Source organism: Chryseobacterium populi, from assembly GCF_000282115.1.
In the GTDB taxonomy this organism is placed as follows: Bacteria; Bacteroidota; Bacteroidia; order Flavobacteriales; family Weeksellaceae; genus Chryseobacterium; species Chryseobacterium populi.
Window position 1 is genome coordinate 1 of record NZ_AKJY01000088.1, and the last position, 14,893, is coordinate 14,893.

At 41.1% G+C, this 14,893-nt stretch carries 22 protein-coding genes; 5 read left to right on the forward strand and 17 right to left on the reverse strand.

The annotated features are described in order from the left end of the window. On the reverse strand, positions 1 to 805 hold an 805-nt coding region (locus PMI13_RS21730), incomplete at its 3' end, for an AAA family ATPase (protein WP_007846072.1). Positions 806 to 824: 19 nt separating this feature from the next. Here PMI13_RS21730 and PMI13_RS17115 point away from each other — a divergent pair. Then, entirely contained in the window at positions 825 to 1,133 is a 309-nt protein-coding gene (locus tag PMI13_RS17115) for a hypothetical protein (protein WP_034670053.1), read from the forward strand. Positions 1,134 to 1,220: 87 nt separating this feature from the next. Here the strand turns inward: PMI13_RS17115 and PMI13_RS17120 are convergent, their stop codons facing one another. The 4 genes from PMI13_RS17120 to PMI13_RS17135 form a co-directional block, all read right to left on the reverse strand. After that, the gene (locus PMI13_RS17120; RefSeq protein WP_007846073.1) at positions 1,221 to 1,715 is read right to left on the reverse strand and encodes a hypothetical protein; all 495 of its coding nucleotides are present in this window, start codon (positions 1,713 to 1,715) and stop codon (positions 1,221 to 1,223) included. A gap of 246 nt (positions 1,716 to 1,961) precedes the next feature. Then, complete coding sequence (locus PMI13_RS17125) at positions 1,962 to 2,321, reverse strand: helix-turn-helix domain-containing protein (protein ID WP_034670055.1); 360 nt, start codon at positions 2,319 to 2,321, stop codon at positions 1,962 to 1,964. 137 nt (positions 2,322 to 2,458) lie between these two features. Then, positions 2,459 to 3,181 (reverse strand): siderophore-interacting protein, encoded by a 723-nt coding sequence (locus PMI13_RS17130; protein ID WP_007846076.1) that lies wholly within the window; start codon positions 3,179 to 3,181, stop codon positions 2,459 to 2,461. 87 nt (positions 3,182 to 3,268) lie between these two features. Further along, a complete protein-coding gene (locus PMI13_RS17135; RefSeq protein ID WP_156104462.1) occupies positions 3,269 to 4,135 on the reverse strand; it encodes a helix-turn-helix domain-containing protein in 867 nt (288 codons plus the stop codon). A gap of 298 nt (positions 4,136 to 4,433) precedes the next feature. On the opposite strand from PMI13_RS17135, the gene PMI13_RS17140 reads away from it, so the two are divergent. The 4 genes from PMI13_RS17140 (at position 4,434) to PMI13_RS17155 (ending at position 7,180) form a co-directional block, all read left to right on the forward strand. Then, positions 4,434 to 5,138 carry a hypothetical protein gene (locus tag PMI13_RS17140; RefSeq protein ID WP_007846079.1) on the forward strand — a complete coding sequence of 235 codons (705 nt, stop codon included), beginning with the start codon at positions 4,434 to 4,436 and terminating at the stop codon, positions 5,136 to 5,138. Then, complete coding sequence (locus tag PMI13_RS17145; RefSeq protein ID WP_007846080.1) at positions 5,125 to 5,769, forward strand: hypothetical protein; 645 nt, start codon at positions 5,125 to 5,127, stop codon at positions 5,767 to 5,769. Before PMI13_RS17140 ends, PMI13_RS17145 begins: the two co-directional genes overlap by 14 nt. Positions 5,770 to 5,843: 74 nt before the next feature. Further along, the gene (locus PMI13_RS17150) at positions 5,844 to 6,491 is read left to right on the forward strand and encodes a sensor histidine kinase (RefSeq protein WP_034670057.1); all 648 of its coding nucleotides are present in this window, start codon (positions 5,844 to 5,846) and stop codon (positions 6,489 to 6,491) included. An 8-nt stretch (positions 6,492 to 6,499) separates the two neighbouring features. Beyond that, the gene (locus PMI13_RS17155; RefSeq protein WP_007846082.1) at positions 6,500 to 7,180 is read left to right on the forward strand and encodes a response regulator transcription factor; all 681 of its coding nucleotides are present in this window, start codon (positions 6,500 to 6,502) and stop codon (positions 7,178 to 7,180) included. On the opposite strand, the gene PMI13_RS17160 is transcribed toward PMI13_RS17155, so the two are convergent. The 12 genes from PMI13_RS17160 to PMI13_RS17215 form a co-directional block, all read right to left on the reverse strand. Then, positions 7,181 to 7,753 (reverse strand): hypothetical protein, encoded by a 573-nt coding sequence (locus tag PMI13_RS17160; protein ID WP_007846083.1) that lies wholly within the window; start codon positions 7,751 to 7,753, stop codon positions 7,181 to 7,183. It lies immediately after the preceding gene. Positions 7,754 to 7,845: 92 nt separating this feature from the next. After that, a complete protein-coding gene (locus PMI13_RS17165; protein WP_007846085.1) occupies positions 7,846 to 8,112 on the reverse strand; it encodes a RebB family R body protein in 267 nt (88 codons plus the stop codon). A gap of 103 nt (positions 8,113 to 8,215) precedes the next feature. Beyond that, positions 8,216 to 8,482 (reverse strand): RebB family R body protein, encoded by a 267-nt coding sequence (locus PMI13_RS17170; protein WP_007846093.1) that lies wholly within the window; start codon positions 8,480 to 8,482, stop codon positions 8,216 to 8,218. Between the two features lie 81 nt (positions 8,483 to 8,563). Further along, a complete protein-coding gene (locus tag PMI13_RS17175) occupies positions 8,564 to 8,830 on the reverse strand; it encodes a RebB family R body protein (protein ID WP_007846095.1) in 267 nt (88 codons plus the stop codon). A gap of 97 nt (positions 8,831 to 8,927) precedes the next feature. After that, positions 8,928 to 9,194 (reverse strand): RebB family R body protein, encoded by a 267-nt coding sequence (locus PMI13_RS17180; protein ID WP_007846097.1) that lies wholly within the window; start codon positions 9,192 to 9,194, stop codon positions 8,928 to 8,930. 333 nt (positions 9,195 to 9,527) lie between these two features. Continuing rightward, the gene (locus PMI13_RS17185) at positions 9,528 to 9,773 is read right to left on the reverse strand and encodes a RebB family R body protein (protein WP_007846099.1); all 246 of its coding nucleotides are present in this window, start codon (positions 9,771 to 9,773) and stop codon (positions 9,528 to 9,530) included. Between the two features lie 26 nt (positions 9,774 to 9,799). Beyond that, entirely contained in the window at positions 9,800 to 10,207 is a 408-nt protein-coding gene (locus PMI13_RS17190) for a hypothetical protein (protein ID WP_007846101.1), read from the reverse strand. Between the two features lie 40 nt (positions 10,208 to 10,247). Beyond that, complete coding sequence (locus tag PMI13_RS17195) at positions 10,248 to 11,060, reverse strand: hypothetical protein (protein ID WP_007846103.1); 813 nt, start codon at positions 11,058 to 11,060, stop codon at positions 10,248 to 10,250. Further along, the gene (locus tag PMI13_RS17200; RefSeq protein ID WP_034670059.1) at positions 11,038 to 11,250 is read right to left on the reverse strand and encodes a hypothetical protein; all 213 of its coding nucleotides are present in this window, start codon (positions 11,248 to 11,250) and stop codon (positions 11,038 to 11,040) included. Before PMI13_RS17200 ends, PMI13_RS17195 begins: the two co-directional genes overlap by 23 nt. A gap of 41 nt (positions 11,251 to 11,291) precedes the next feature. Continuing rightward, positions 11,292 to 11,759 (reverse strand): hypothetical protein, encoded by a 468-nt coding sequence (locus PMI13_RS17205; protein ID WP_007846105.1) that lies wholly within the window; start codon positions 11,757 to 11,759, stop codon positions 11,292 to 11,294. A 17-nt stretch (positions 11,760 to 11,776) separates the two neighbouring features. Beyond that, a complete protein-coding gene (locus tag PMI13_RS17210) occupies positions 11,777 to 11,992 on the reverse strand; it encodes a RebB family R body protein (RefSeq protein ID WP_007846106.1) in 216 nt (71 codons plus the stop codon). Between the two features lie 523 nt (positions 11,993 to 12,515). Continuing rightward, positions 12,516 to 14,888, reverse strand: coding sequence for an outer membrane beta-barrel family protein (locus tag PMI13_RS17215; protein WP_007846108.1), 2,373 nt, complete (start codon positions 14,886 to 14,888; stop codon positions 12,516 to 12,518). Between the last annotated feature and the right edge of the window lie 5 nt (positions 14,889 to 14,893).

Genomic DNA, 14,893 nt, shown 5'->3' on the forward strand with positions numbered 1-14,893 from the left:
CCCCAAAAGGAAAGACCGAGCCGCTGATTATTTTTTCGTTGATCTTGTCGAGTAAAACATTCAGCTTATTCTGGAAATTAATATTATTCTTTGTTTTTCCCTGGTGTGCTAAAAAGTTTTTATTTGCTTCTGCTGCGAATTTCCCCAATATTTTATTTTCGGCTCCGTAGATAATGCCTTCACCTTCTTCGTTGGGCTTTGTCACAATGCCCCTCACAAAATCTTCATAGGTATAGCTGGGGTGGAACTGCACCAGATTAAACTGCGGATGATCCTGCAAATCTTCTACCGACGGAAGCCCCAGCATCTCTTTTGCAATCAGCCTGGCTTGTCTTGTTTTTCCGGTTCCGGGAGGGCCCTGGAGGATGATCTGTTTTTTATAGTGTAGTAGGTCTATTGTATTCTGCATTTCAAAAGACTGTTTTTTGCTTCGTAATAACGATTTTATTTTTGACTTTATCTCTGGGGCCTGAATCTTGCGTATCCCCTGCTGAAGCGGATAGTTGAACTTTTCATTTTCTTTCAGCTCAACAATAGCTGCCCGGAAAACAATGAGCCCGTTAGCTCCCGTCGGTACTTCCAGGGCCTGAAGCGCTTCCTTATACTGATCCAGCTCTGAAACAGGGATCCCCTCCCCGGTCACCTTTGCAATTCCCAGAGAGGTATGGCCATCTGTTAAAAGAACGGTATCATTAATTTCGAAAAATTTGTCTATCCAGCTTATGACAATCCCCTGCTCCAGCAGGTATCTGAAAAACAGCGGTGCGCCTGAATACCATCTGCATCCTAATTTCCAGTAATTCATTGATGTATTAGTTTTTGATATGTATTACGATACTCACCTTCTCTTTCAAAATTACCTGTATCGTTTTACATACAGCAATGATAAGGATTTATTTCAATTCACGGCAACGGGAAGCTATAATTTTTTACAGTACCCCTTCAAATACTTTAATAAGCAGATGCATCCACTTCTTTACTCCCTTCAGCCACTCTCCCAAGCCCCTGTGCCCGGTGGCCAGGTGCCTGTACCCGGTCCCAAACTCCCGGCAGGCAGTTATCAAAGTGCCTGCAACCGGTTTGGAAGTGCCCGGGGGTATTTGGCCAACTACCTACAGGGGTTTTTTAAGTAGCTATACCCCCTTAGATAAGGGGGTATAGGAGCTTATGAAAGGGGGTGCGGGTACTTCCGAACCGCCCGTCACCACTTGCTTTACTGGTTATGGGGTGTCCTTCGGGGGGTCCTGGGGGGTGGCGGTGGGGGTAATGGTCACAAAAAACTGCCTCATATCTTCATAGATGACGTTGGTTCCCGGTACATTTTCCCCTGAAAGGTATTTTAAGTTTCTGTAAAAGGTGATGGCATTCTGGTAGTTATCATGATCCAGAAGTACTTTGGTATCAGAGAGCTGCTCTGTGAGTGAGCTCAGCTTATTCAGCCTTTGCTCTACCTGCTCGCGGGCTACAAAATCCCGGGCAAATTCCGCTTTATCCAGAAAGTTGGGGACGTATTGCGGAAACTGATCCATAAGGTTTTTTACTTTGTTTACAAAAAGCTTATTCTGCTCTGCGATGCTTCCGTACTGCTGCCTTTCTTCGGGGGTAAGGTTGATGGTTTTCCCCACCAGTACGGTTTCAATAGCCAGGATCGCCTGATCCAGCTTCGTTAAATCTGCTGCGGCAAGATTTAAACTGATTAAATTGTCTAGTGCCATAAGGTTCTGTGTTTTGGTTTGGTACTATCAAATATAGCAAGTATAAGACACCGAAAAACAGCCAGTTATGCATTTTTCAACATGCATTCATCTGATTCTAAAAACAGAATGATAAGGTTTTGTTCCTGCTTCTTTTTTGATGAAAAATATTTATAAAACGGAACAGAAAAACGAAAAAGCTATCACAAAAAAATACTGCCCCATTGAAGCAGTATTGTCTATTTTACAGTCTGTATTTTCAACAGATTATTTCCCGGCTTTATATGTCTCCAATTCCTGTTTTAGGGATTCTACCTGCTCTTTCAGCAGTTTGATGTAGTCTTGGAGATTATCCATTACCTGATTAGGAACATTGTAATAGTTATTAAGAAAAGCCCCTGAATTAGTTGAAGTATCATTAAAATTTACAACATTTGCCGTTCTTTCTTCCTTAATCTCCTCTACCGGAACATCTAATGCTGCCGCCAGCTTCTCCCACTCATCATCAAATATCTTTACATCGCCACTCTCCTTCCGCGAATAATTGGAAACATCCGTAGATAATATTTTAGACATATACTCCTGAGTGTAGCCTCGCTGCTTTCTTAGATTTCTTAGCTTTTCCATATGATGTTGTGTGCTTTGCGCAAATATAGAGAAAATTTGGGGTTTAGAGATTAACATTTTTAGTTGATATCTTATAGAACTAAAGATTAATAACTGAAAGCTATATAACCAAAATAATATTATAAAATGTATATACGCTACAACCCCCTTTTCCCCTCTATCCAATACGCCTGCGACTTAATACACTTTGCTGCTACCCCTTTTCCTTTAAGAAATTTCCGGATCACGGCCATGGTTTCGCCGTTGCCGGTGAGATAGAAGATTATTTCATCATTGCTAACGGCCTGTTTTTCCTCAATCAGGAAATCGGTTAATTCCTCGATGATATCCACGATATTGTTTTTGGGAATATGGTATCCGTATAGATCCAGCTTTTCGAGAGGCTCCGGCTCATCCAGCTCGTGAAGGCACAGGAATGAGCTGTTCAGTTTTTCAGCCGCTTCTTTTATAGACAGGGAGCTTCCTAATGAGGTTTCGTCGCCGATAGAAAAATGAATTTTGGCTTCAGGATCGAAGAACTTTTTCCCTCTCGGGATTAAAATCTTTACAGCATCACCTACAGACAGGCTGCTTATAAAATCACAGCCAACGGCTGAGCGATCATGCAGGTGGAACACGACATCAAAACATCCTTTCTCCGCATCAAAGCTGAACGGGGAATAGTTACGGAAATCTCTTTCATTGATCCTGATCCCTATCGCATAAACAGGCGCAAAATAAAGCCCGCTGAGATCTGCTTCAAAACGGATTCGGCGGAGATGAGCTGAAATATTTTCGGTTTCGGTGACGGTACATTCTTTAAATTTGGAAGGTAAAACATTTTCCAATGTATCATTGAGCCATTTGGGTAAACTTGACATATAAAATTTTATAGCAAAGGAAGCCACAAAACAAAAATAAAACGATAGCCGTTTCAGGGAATTGATTGGACAATTCGAGGTATCCCTTTATTTCTGGCTGCTATCCCGGAAGTCTGATGGCGACCGCCCTTCAAGCTTAGAAAACAGGCGTGTAAAGTAGGTATGATCTGTATATCCCAGCTCATGGGCAATCTGCTTCACCGTAAGGTTTGTAAAAACCAACAGCCTTTTTGCTTCCACCAGGATTTCCTTCTGAATCCAATACAATGCAGATTTTCCGGTGATTTTCCGCACCACCTCCGTAAGATACCCGGGAGAAATATGCAGGGCCTCAGCATATAGTGATGGACTTTTCAGGGTTTTAAATTCTTTCCGCACCAATACCCTGAATTGTCTGGTGAGCTGCAAAGCCCGGTTTTCTTTTGATGATTCCGGTTTGTTTTCGTTCAGGAAATGGTGGGCAAATATCCCGGTATAAGCATTCAGCAAAGACTGAACAATGAAGAAGCCTTCTTTGGAAGAAAGCATTTCGTCTGTACAGTAATTCTGGAGCATTTTAGCACAGGTATTCAGCTTTTCGATCCTGTCGGCATCAACTTTCTGAGGCTGTATCTCCACCATGCATTCCTCAAAAACATACCTCACAAAATCAGGAACCAGATCTACTTTCACCCCCAGAAACCATCCGGAAACGTCTTTCATCATCAGCCCCTGGTGCACCTGCCCCGGCAGTACACAGAAAACTGCAGCTTCCTGAGTTTCTACTATTTTAAAATCAACCATCATTTTTACATGCCCACTTTCTAAAAATGTGAAGATATAATGGCTGTCCCTGTGGATTCCTTTGTCAAAAAGATTGTCATCGGGGCTTTTGGTACGTTTATCAATACTTTCCACAACAATGCCATGTTGGGAAATACCGCTTAAATCATACATAGGGATGGTCTTCTTCATCTTTTGAAATCAACAGGGCAAATTTAGGAATATACTGACGAGCCACAAAATAGTACTGAATGATCATTGCCCATAACATCATCAGACTTATAAATTAAACCAAGGAAGAGATAAATATTTGTGAGGCCGCTCGCTGGTTTTACAGATGAGCAGATGATTGTGGGGGTTTTATTACTTATAAGACTATATTAAACAAAGCTTACTGATTTCGTGTTTCATTTCTAAATCGGGTGATTTAAAATGCATTTTTTTTGTAAATTTCAACAATAATTTATTATCATTCACAAATATATAATTCATGGAAATTGATGCTATTTACCAGTCCATACAACAATGGAAGATCCTTACAGATGCCTTTAAGAACGGAAATCAGGAGAGCGAAACCGAGATTCTCAATTACCTGAACCAGGGAACCCACTTCAGCGTTTCGGGAGCGGAAATCGTAGAATGGAAAAACAACCTTGCCAACGAAGCAGATAAGGCCATTCATGCCTATGTGGGGATTGACCAGGGTGTGCTTAAATTTTTCCTGATCGATTCTAAAAGTGATGCAGACAGTAATTTCAGCCATATCCTTGTGAAAGAATTCACCCGCAAATCGCCTGATGTGATTACAGGCATTGATCCCGACCTTACAGTACAGCCACCCATCTCTTCCGAATCTGCCATTTACCGGAACTTCACATGGAATATGTATGGCAGCCCATGGCTGAAAGTACAGAAAACGCAGCCTTTTTTTCAGCTCATCTACATTCCGTTTGATGATTATGAAAGACTGAACCTTCCAGACAACCAGCTATGCACCTGCTTTTTCGGGCTTACCAATGAAAGCCAGGTGACAGGCCCTATTACCGATTATCACATAGAAATTATCACCGTAAAGGATCTCACCATCAGCGAGATCAGCAAGGATGCCCAGGATTATTCAACGCCGCGGCCACCTTTCTCCATCTCTACGATTGAAGACTACCAACTTCTGCTCAAAAGCCATGCTTACCTATAACAGCTTATCCCTGTATTTACAGATTATCATCAATGTAACCCTGCTTACGGGACTGATCTTATTTGTAAAGAAAGGGATAAAGCCAAAAACGGTACTGTTCCTGTTTCTGTCAGGTGAATCTGTCCTGGAACTGTCTGACCTGATCAGCCGTATGATGAAACTGAACACCTTCAACACCTATAATTATTCATTGAGCCAGTTTTTTAGCTTAATCATGCTGACGGAGATTTACAATACTTATTTTATCAGAATCCCGCACCTGGTGAGGCTTACCGTGTATGTATATGCAACCGTGTGCCTGATCTTTAACCTGATGTATGTGCAAAACATTACATCTGTTACCTTTTATTCCAATATCATCAGCACGGTCATCATCTGCAGCTTTGCAGCGGTTTATTTTCTGAACGTGATCAGGAAATCAAGAGCTGACAGGGACCTGCTGATTGTAAATATACTGGCCTTCTTGTTCTTTTCGATTGAAAGCCTGATCTCCACTACCTTTAATTTTTTAATCAGCAACCATCTGGCCTGGGTAGCTCCCATCTGGCTTTTCAGAGGCGTATTGTTATGGTCTTTTTATATTGCTTTTATTAATCTGGGATGTCGAATTGGGAAAATCAGGGCTTGCTAGTAGAATGGATATGGATAGGTATCGGGATATTGTCCCTGGTTACATTATTTATAACAATACTGGTTGTAAATTATATGAAAAGCATTAAGAAAAATAAAAGAAAAGTGATGCAGCTGGTACGCAACACACAGACGGAATGTTGGGAAAACACCCTGTATCTGCAGGAAAAAGACAGGAAACGGCTTGCAGAGGAATTGCATGACAATATCATCTCACGCCTGAACCTCATCCGGCTCAACAGCGCCTACCGGGATATTAATGAGCTGAATGTTGACCTGAAGAAGTCGATGCAGCTCATCCGGGAATTATCACACAACCTTACACCTCCTGACCTGGGCGAGATTGAGCTGAGTGACCTCATTGCAGATTATCTTGAGCAAGTGAATGAAAATATGAGAATTGCATATCATCATCGGATCAAAAAGGATATTCACATCAACAGCTCTGTGAAATTAAATATCCTCAGGATCGTGCAGGAGCTGGTCACCAATATTCTGAAACACGCCCGGGCTACTCATATAGACCTGTCGTTGCGGATCTCAGCAAAATATCTGGTTCTGGCGGTAGAAGATAACGGCTGCGGCTTTGTTGCCGGAAATAAATATGGCGGAATCGGCCTGAAAAATATTTACTCAAGAGCCCAACAGATTAAAGCGGCTTATAAACTTAAAACCCAACCTGAAAAAGGAACAAAATTTATTATTTGTGTCATTATTAAATAAAAACAAACATGGAAAACACAAGCATTAAAATCGGAATCGTAGATGATGATTCACTTTTTGTACAGCTTTTAAAAAATTATATTGAGAAAAATAACCGGTATGAAGTGGTGCACACCTCAAAAAACGGGAATATCTTCCTTAGTAAACGCAATACTGATTTTATAGATATCCTCCTTCTGGATCTGAGAATGGCAGATGGTGACGGGATAGAAGTGATGTCAGCATTATCCCGGCAGGAATCTGAAATTAAAATCATTGTTCTCTCCAGCTTTTACCGGCGGTCTTTTATGGGACAAATGCTGAAGATGGGGGCACATGCTTTTCTGCCCAAAGAAATCGAGCTCGATGAATTACTGAATGTCATCAATACCGTATACCGCAACGGACATTATTTTTCGGACGAGCAGGTAAAAGTAATGCGGGAACAATTATCCAACAAACTTCCGGAATTTCATGCCTATTCTAAGGATGACCTGACGGAACGGGAAATAGACGTCCTGAAACTGGTCTGCCAGCAGATGAGTACCAAAGAAATTGCAGACAGCCTGTGCATCTCCCCCAAAACAGTGGAAACGCATAAAACCAACCTGATGATCAAAACCTGTGTAAAAAATATGGCTGGTCTTGTGATTTATGCCGTACAGAACCATATTGTAGACGCCAATGAAATTGTGCTGCTGGATAAATAATTATTCTTTATTAAATGTATTGACCGCCAAATCAGCCAGCCCTATAAAGAGTTGCTTGCCTACTACCTCATTCACCCATGCAAAATTATTTTCACCGGACCCTATAACTTCTAAATATACTTTATTATTTTCCTTATATACCCTGCTACTGACTTCACCACCCTCAAAAATATGCCCCTCCATAGCAGTGTTTCTCAGAGTAAAGTTTTCGTCATCATTTTCAGTGAATACAGGCCCGCCTCCGCCTGCAGTGGCAATTCCTCCATTGATCCTCGGACCAAACAGTTCATTATTTCCGCCCAAAACGGAATAGGGCACTAAAAAATTAATCTGACTGGTTAAAAACTTATAAAACTTAGGAACCGTTGTTTTTTCCGAAACATCCCCTACCTCTTTTATAATTTTATAGAAGTGAGGGCGGTTGTTTACAGGCCACGGATAGAAGCTCCACAAAAAGCGGAACAACCGCATAGGTGGAAACTGCCGTTGCCCATTGTTGTAAAACCATTTGTGAAGAGTACGGTTGATATAATTCTTAGTCTGTAATGCTGATATAAATCTGTAAATTTTCATTGTATAGATTTTAAGTTATAATATATGTTCATTAAAAATCAGGGAGAACTTAAAATGTGCTCCCTGACAGGTAAAATTCTAAAAACACACCATTAAGAAGCGTTTAACATTTTTGCAATAGAGATCGCATCTGCTACGGTATCCATGCTGTAGATCTGCATTACACCCTGTGTAGTAGCTGCCTGACCTAAAATGTTCTGCTGGTTTTGTGAGTTTACCGCATTTTCAAACATGATTCCGGTAGAATGTGCCGCCGCCTGATAAACGTTGCCTAAGGCCACCGCAGGGGCTTCTCCGACTACCTTCACGTTAGATTGGGTAACTGCATCTGTAATTTGAGGATTAACTGTTTGTGCCATGATTTTTAATTTTTTTGTGGGATATTGCTATCCCGGTTGTTCGTTACATTGATTGTTGTTGCCGTCCCCTGTTATTTACCGGTTCCGGCGAAGAAAAAAGGGTTTAGGATGCTCCCAGCATAGTTGCAATAGAAATAGCATCTGCTATCGTATCCATGCTGTAGATCTGCATTATACCCTGTGTAGTGGATGCCTGCCCGAGAATGTTCTGCTGGTTTTGCGAGTTTACTGCATTTTCAAACATAATTCCTGTAGAATGGGCTGCTGCCTGGTACACGTTACCTAAAGCGACTGCCGGAGCTTCTGCCACTACTTTTACATTGGATTGAGTAACTGCGTCTGTGATTTGTTCATTGACTGTTGTTGCCATAATTTAATTTGTTTATGATTGGGTAAGAAGGCAATCGGACTTTCCAATTGCCGGGATTGTTTATTGGTTATTGTTTTTTTGTTAAGATGCTCCTAACATTTTAGCGATAGAAATAGCGTCTGCTATGGTATCCATGCTGTAGATCTGCATTACCCCCTGTGTAGTGGCTGCCTGGCTCAGGATATTCTGCTGATTTTGAGAATTTACTGCATTCTCAAACATAATTCCTGTTGAATGTGCTGCTGCCTGGTACACGTTACCTAAAGCGACTGCCGGAGCTTCTGCTACCACTTTTACATTAGACTGGGTAACCGCGTCTGTGATTTGTTCATTGACTGTTGTTGCCATAATTTAATTGTTTATGAGTTGATGATTAGTTTAGATACAACCGGATTTTCCGGCTGCCATAATTGTTTTTGTTTTGTTATTAAAAGTCGGGATTCTGTTAAGAAGCATTCAGCATCTTCGCTATAGAAATAGCATCTGCAATGGTATCTACGCTATAAATCTGCATAATGCCCTGAGTAGTGGCTGCCTGTCCTAAAATGTTCTGCTGATTCTGCGAGTTTACCGCATTTTCAAACATGATTCCGGTAGAGTGAGCTGCTGCCTGATAGACATTACCTAAGGCTACTGCCGGTGCTTCTCCTACCACTTTTACATTAGATTGCGTCACTGCATCTGTGATCTGTGGGCTAACTGTTTGTGCCATAATTGTAGTTTTTGATGAGATCTGATCTCGGTTAATAAAAATTTTAATGAATATTTTCTGTATTGTTTGAATTCCTGAAAAAGGATGCGGTAATCAAATTCTCAACATCAGTTGGAAAAAGTAGTTCTGCCACTGTACTCATGCTGTAAATTTTGTGATCTTATGGATAGAGTACCTGTTTGCCTGTTTACGTTTTACAGCATTTCTAAAATCTGCACGATGATGAATGTTGACTAAAAACTATGTTGAGGTATCGGGCAGATGTGTACAGGGTAAAAAAACCGCATCCGTAATATATCTTATGATTTTTTTCTGTTGGTGATTGTAAAAAGATTAATCACCAAACCGGCTTTTTCTCAGTGCCACGGCTTCTTCATATCTCAGCTTTCTCCCCAGCACTTTTTTATAGCCCATTACAGAATTGCTTAATGTCACCAGAAAATCCTTTTGCTGATTTGCTACTGACTGTTCAAACATTAAACCTGTAGAGTGTGCGCTTACCTGCATATTCATTGCAGCAGTAACAGCAGCTGACATTCCTACCACTTCTGTATTGACTTCGTTTCTGTTGTTTTCCATGAAATTTAGTTTTTTGGTTAGACGTATTATTTATTCATTCCGGCTATTCTCGCCTGTAGCTTATTGATTCTTTCAGCCACCTTCAATTCTTTGGCTTTAATCTTCTCCCTGGAAATTTCCTGCATACTTTTTAGCTGGTCAGCATAGTTCATTACACCGGAGTTTGCTGCTGTCACTGCCGGTTGAGCGGCTTGCTGCTGTTTTACGGCTTCTTCCAGTTTTGCCAGTAAAGGTGCCAGGGACTTCATGGTTTCTTTAGTGGCTTTTTCTTTGATGTAATTGATGATTTCATCTTCATGACTAATGATAAAGGGCAATACAGTCTCATCAAGAACTTCAGGAACGATCTCTTCCGCTGTGGCTTCTTCTGCAGCCTCTTCCGGTACCGGTGGGTCAGCCGGAGCGGGTTTACTGCGGTTTCTTCTCGTAATCATAAGTATAAATGGTATTTAGTTAAGAATCATCTGAAGGCATCTAAAGCAAATAGCTGATCAATGCGCTGGCTGCCATCCAGTCTCTGTTCAGGTCTTTAATGACGTTGCTTCCTACAATTTCAGTACATAAGTTCCCTACAATCACATTCGCGGAAAGCAATTCTTTTAATTTATCTGAAGGAAGGTCTAAAATATAATCTTCAGCCAGCAAAGGAATAGCCACACTGTTTGCAGCAGTTTCGTTTACAATGACACTAAGTATTTCCTGGCAGTAGTGGGCAATTAATTTAGCTCCCTGAAATTCCAGCTCTCTTTTTAACTCCGTTATTTCACTTAGGGTTACCAGGTCAGAAATACCGTTGACATCCACATCGTGGGTACTGTACATGGCTTCCCCTGAATTGGAAGGGCTGATTGTGATATCGGTTTTTAAAATAACATTGGCTTTCTCCAGATTCACGGTCAGAATTTTTGAATCGGCTTCTTTATCGGCAACATCGTTTAATGTATTCAAAGGAAGTATCCGGACATTACAGTAAAAGGTTTTAGGATCATCCAGCTTCATCATGACGACGGTAATCCCGGTAGATTTATCTTTTGGCTCTACCACAAATGACTGATAGGAGCCGTATTTTTTATTCTTGTTTACACAGCTTACAAGCCTTACGGTCGGCTGTATATTGATACTGGAGGTTTCCAGGGTGAATACGACCCGGTTTATATTATTTTCAGGTTTCTTCATACTGAAATAAGCGGTATCACTTTCCCGAAGCAGATAAAAGCTCTCGTTCAACTCTTGTAAAGAACGCAGGTTTAAGATTTGAGCAGGTTTAAGTTCGTTTGAATAACTCATCTTTTATTTTTTTTAGTTTGTCAATTAGTTTTGTTGTTATGTTTTTTTCGATGGGCCGGCCGGGTCCTGTTTCTTCTGCTGCAATCACAGCTTCCTGAATGTCCGGTTTTACGAGCGGCTCAGTCAGTTTTATAGATTTCAGCACGATTTTTTCGTCTTCCTTATCTAATGAAGGGAAATGTTTCCTCACTCCTTCTTCTGATTTTGGAACCTCGTCAGAAGCCGGTGGCGTCAGATGTTTTTTTTTTCAGGATCTTCATCGGAAAAATTATTTGAGGGGGCCGTATTCTGCTTTTCATTCGGATCGGAACCTGTGGTATACATTGTGGTGGAAATTCTTGTTTTCACTTCTGCATAATCACTTACCATTTTAAACAGATCCCGCATCATTTCATTTCCTTTTCCCGTATCCTGAGCCTCCGTATTCCCATTTCCTCCGCCTGTTTGCGGCATACTGGGAGTTCCGTATGTTAATAAATTGTTTGCCAATCTACTTAATGCAATCAGCCCCAGCTGTTCAAAACCTTTCAGAAAGGACTGTAAATCCTGAACCATCATCCCTGTAGACTGGTCAATTATTATCTTCGCAGCTCCCATCATAGGAGAAGCAGCCGGCGGGGCTAATACTTCGTTGTTTACAAATACTACTGCGTTCTCTGCAGGATTTGTAGCCTGGCCTGTACTTGTATTGGTATCCATTTTTGTAAGGTTTTAAATTATCCCTTTAAGATGTTAATGGCATCCGCAATAATTACAGGGTTAAGCTGATTTAAATTCTGCTGGTTGGTCACTGAGTTCTGTATGGAAATCCCGCTGGCATGAGTTGCCATCTGGTAGAGCATACTCATGGCTTGTGCCGGCGATTCACCAAGCACTGTAACATTGGTTTGCGTTACCGCATCTGTAGTCTGGCTGTTTACTTTATCTGACATATACTTTGTTTTATGGTTATTAAAATTTAGTTTTTGATCGTCTTAATTTTTCAAAGATTTTTTCTGCCCTGATCCTGTACTTTGTATATATTGCAGTCAGAATCTTAGGTAACCTGCTGTTTTCATTACTTTTATTGATACAAATTTCTCAAACAAAAAGAGATCAACGTTCAGGGAAAAAACTGAATTTTAAAAAACAGGGGAATTCCCCCAAAGGTGAAATTGATTACAGATAAAAGATTCTAAACCGGCAGAAATCCTCTCACAAAAGCCCATCCGAGTCAAAAGCAACAAAACCCAATCTCATCGGAATAAGTAAAAAATCTGTACTTAAAAAGAAAATAAAAATTCTGTAAAATAAAAAAGGTCAGCTATTCATAATTAATAGATGACCTTGTATTTCTGTAATGTGCCCTCGCCTTAGCTTCATGTCGTATGAAAATTATAAGGCATACTGTTTCCTATGAATAAAGCCTGCCGCGTTTGTGACTTCACTGCAAATGCACATAGAAAAAAATAAAAATTAATCACGGTTAACACTTTTGGCCTGCCGGACAGTCTGATTATCTTTCAGATTAAGCCGGTAAACCAAAGTTAACCGATAACGCGCTGCATTGGGAATACTGGTTTGGTTAATCACATAATCTGCTCCCTTCGTCACGCTGCCGGATTTTCTCAGGTCAAACAGGTTGCTCACATCAAATGTAACTGTTGCTTTGTCTTTTAAAAAAGTCTTGCTGCATCCAAAATCAATGCTGTGTAAAGCATTTGTACGGGTTTGCGCAGTAGCATTGGCACCCCTCAGATTATAAACAGTCTGGAAAGCAAGTTTGTTCTTCAGTTTCAGCTGGGCACTTAAGCGGGCTGTGAGGGTATTTCCTGAATAATCAAAGCTCTGATTCTGGTAAGCTCCCTGTTTGGCATAATGAAATACGTTAAGCTCGGTATTTAGCTGCAGCCATTTAACCGGATTGTACATTAGTGACAGTTCAAAACCGTGACGTGTTTCTTTATCAATATTGACAGGCATACTGATAAACAGTCCTTTGGCGTCTCTGTAAGTATAATCTTCAATCACACCGCTGTTCCTCTGATAGTAAAACGTAGGGTTAAAAGTAAAGGTCTTCCAGTTTTTGAGAAAGGCCACTTCAAATACATCAGCATACGATGGGTTGAGGTCCGGGTTGCCAACGTAACGGGTGCTCAGATCAGTTAACTCGTTAAAAGGATAAATCATGTATAGAGAAGGCCTGTTGATCCGTTTGCTGTAGCTGCCCTGCAAAGTTGTCCCTTCATTAAAGCGGTAACTGATGTTTAAAGTTGGAAAAAGACGGTTATAGTTTTTATCATTGGTATAATTCCCTTTGAGGTCTTCGATCCCGATATGGGTCAGCTCACCCCGCAGACCTGCCTGATAGCTGAAATCTCCTTCCTTCCCGGAAAACTGTACATAAGCACTTCCTATTAATTCTTTATACAGCAGATGATTATCAATCTGGTCAATGATCTCCCATCCGGCATCATTTTGTTGTTCAGCAATAAAATCGCTGGTTACGCTACGATTCTCAGCTTTCAGCCCAAATTCCAATACAGAAGTGCTATCCAGAGGCTGTATCATATCTGTTTTAATCATAAAGTCTTTGCTTCCGCCCGCTGAATTAGTCCTGATTACCGGCAAGACAGTGGTTACCGGTAAAAGCTTGCCGGTTGCCAGGTTCCAGTTTTTACTGCTGTTCCAGAAATCATACTGCAGATCAACGGTAAATTTCTTTCCAACCCTTTCAAAAGTACGGGTATAATTTGCTTCCAGCTGATTAAAGCTTCGTTTTTCCCATGATTCACCGTTACGCACCAGGCTGCTGTCAACCAAACCGCTTTTCCCCGAGTACAAATAGCTCAGATTAGTCTTATCATGGTCTTTGGTGGCATTCCTTAAAAATGCTACAGTAAGTGTATTGTGGTTGTTGATCTGATAATCTGCTCCCAGATAAAGTAATCTGGCATCATCATGCCTGTTCTCATCCTGCCGTTGGTTCAGATAAACCGGTGTATTCAAAAGCCCGGTAGACTGCCGCATCGTATACAGCCCTACATAATCTGACAGTCTCAATCCATAGGTTCCAAAAAAATTAAGCTTATTTGATTTATAGTTCAGACTGGGACTAAGACGGGTTTCATTGGGAATACCACCCACTACCCGAAGCTGCCCGCTAAAGCCTGACTTCTTATTTTTTTTCAGGATAATATTGATAATTCCTGCCGAGCCTGCTGCATCGAACCTGGAAGAAGGATTAGTGATCACTTCCACCCGCTCCACCTGATCAGCAGGCACCTGGTCAAGGGCATTGCTCTGGGTTAATCCGGTACGCCTTCCATCTATCAGTACCAGCACATTAGTATTTCCCCGAAGGCTGACCGCACCTACAGGACTTACACTCACTGAGGGAACCATATTCAGCAGGTCGGTTACTGCTCCCGATTGTGAGAGGACATCTTTTCCCACTTCGAAAACTTTTTTATCCAGTTTCAGGCTGACGGATGTTCGTTGAGAAGTCATAGAAACTTCTTCCAACAGTTTTGCATCAGGCTCTAAAACAATTGTCCCGACTTTTACTGCACCGGTACTGACCTGCATAGGCTGATTAATGGTTTTAAAACCCATAAGGCTGTAGCTGATATGGTAATTTCCTGCCGGGATATTTTCCATGCGGAACATTCCTTTACTGTCTGTGATCACAACCGCAATCTGTTTGTCCGGATTTTCTTTTAGAACTACCGTTACATATGGTACAGGCAAATCCGGCTTTTCATGCACTGTACCGGTTATTTCTGATCCCTGTGCAAAACTATATTGAGCAGTAATCAGTACCACAAAGATTAATATGATCTGTTTCATAATGT

Excerpts from the sequence above, each read along its gene's own strand:
- PMI13_RS17140 (WP_007846079.1), top strand. The coding sequence starts at position 4,434 with ATGGAAATTGATGCTATTTACCAGTCCATACAACAATGGAAGATCCTT.
- PMI13_RS17130 (WP_007846076.1), bottom strand. The coding sequence starts at position 3,181 with ATGTCAAGTTTACCCAAATGGCTCAATGATACATTGGAAAATGTTTTA.
- PMI13_RS17210 (WP_007846106.1), bottom strand. The coding sequence starts at position 11,992 with ATGTCAGATAAAGTAAACAGCCAGACTACAGATGCGGTAACGCAAACC.
- PMI13_RS17125 (WP_034670055.1), bottom strand. The coding sequence starts at position 2,321 with ATGGAAAAGCTAAGAAATCTAAGAAAGCAGCGAGGCTACACTCAGGAG.
- PMI13_RS17135 (WP_156104462.1), bottom strand. The coding sequence starts at position 4,135 with ATGAAGAAGACCATCCCTATGTATGATTTAAGCGGTATTTCCCAACAT.
- PMI13_RS17150 (WP_034670057.1), top strand. The coding sequence starts at position 5,844 with ATGAAAAGCATTAAGAAAAATAAAAGAAAAGTGATGCAGCTGGTACGC.
- PMI13_RS17120 (WP_007846073.1), bottom strand. The coding sequence starts at position 1,715 with ATGGCACTAGACAATTTAATCAGTTTAAATCTTGCCGCAGCAGATTTA.
- PMI13_RS17180 (WP_007846097.1), bottom strand. The coding sequence starts at position 9,194 with ATGGCACAAACAGTTAGCCCACAGATCACAGATGCAGTGACGCAATCT.
- PMI13_RS17215 (WP_007846108.1), bottom strand. The coding sequence starts at position 14,888 with ATGAAACAGATCATATTAATCTTTGTGGTACTGATTACTGCTCAATAT.
- PMI13_RS17160 (WP_007846083.1), bottom strand. The coding sequence starts at position 7,753 with ATGAAAATTTACAGATTTATATCAGCATTACAGACTAAGAATTATATC.
- PMI13_RS17170 (WP_007846093.1), bottom strand. The coding sequence starts at position 8,482 with ATGGCAACAACAGTCAATGAACAAATCACAGACGCAGTTACTCAATCC.
- PMI13_RS17195 (WP_007846103.1), bottom strand. The coding sequence starts at position 11,060 with ATGAGTTATTCAAACGAACTTAAACCTGCTCAAATCTTAAACCTGCGT.
- PMI13_RS17165 (WP_007846085.1), bottom strand. The coding sequence starts at position 8,112 with ATGGCACAAACAGTTAATCCTCAAATTACAGATGCAGTTACCCAATCT.
- PMI13_RS17145 (WP_007846080.1), top strand. The coding sequence starts at position 5,125 with ATGCTTACCTATAACAGCTTATCCCTGTATTTACAGATTATCATCAAT.
- PMI13_RS17175 (WP_007846095.1), bottom strand. The coding sequence starts at position 8,830 with ATGGCAACAACAGTCAATGAACAAATCACAGACGCGGTTACCCAGTCT.
- PMI13_RS17190 (WP_007846101.1), bottom strand. The coding sequence starts at position 10,207 with ATGATTACGAGAAGAAACCGCAGTAAACCCGCTCCGGCTGACCCACCG.
- PMI13_RS17115 (WP_034670053.1), top strand. The coding sequence starts at position 825 with ATGTATTACGATACTCACCTTCTCTTTCAAAATTACCTGTATCGTTTT.
- PMI13_RS17185 (WP_007846099.1), bottom strand. The coding sequence starts at position 9,773 with ATGGAAAACAACAGAAACGAAGTCAATACAGAAGTGGTAGGAATGTCA.
- PMI13_RS17205 (WP_007846105.1), bottom strand. The coding sequence starts at position 11,759 with ATGGATACCAATACAAGTACAGGCCAGGCTACAAATCCTGCAGAGAAC.
- PMI13_RS17155 (WP_007846082.1), top strand. The coding sequence starts at position 6,500 with ATGGAAAACACAAGCATTAAAATCGGAATCGTAGATGATGATTCACTT.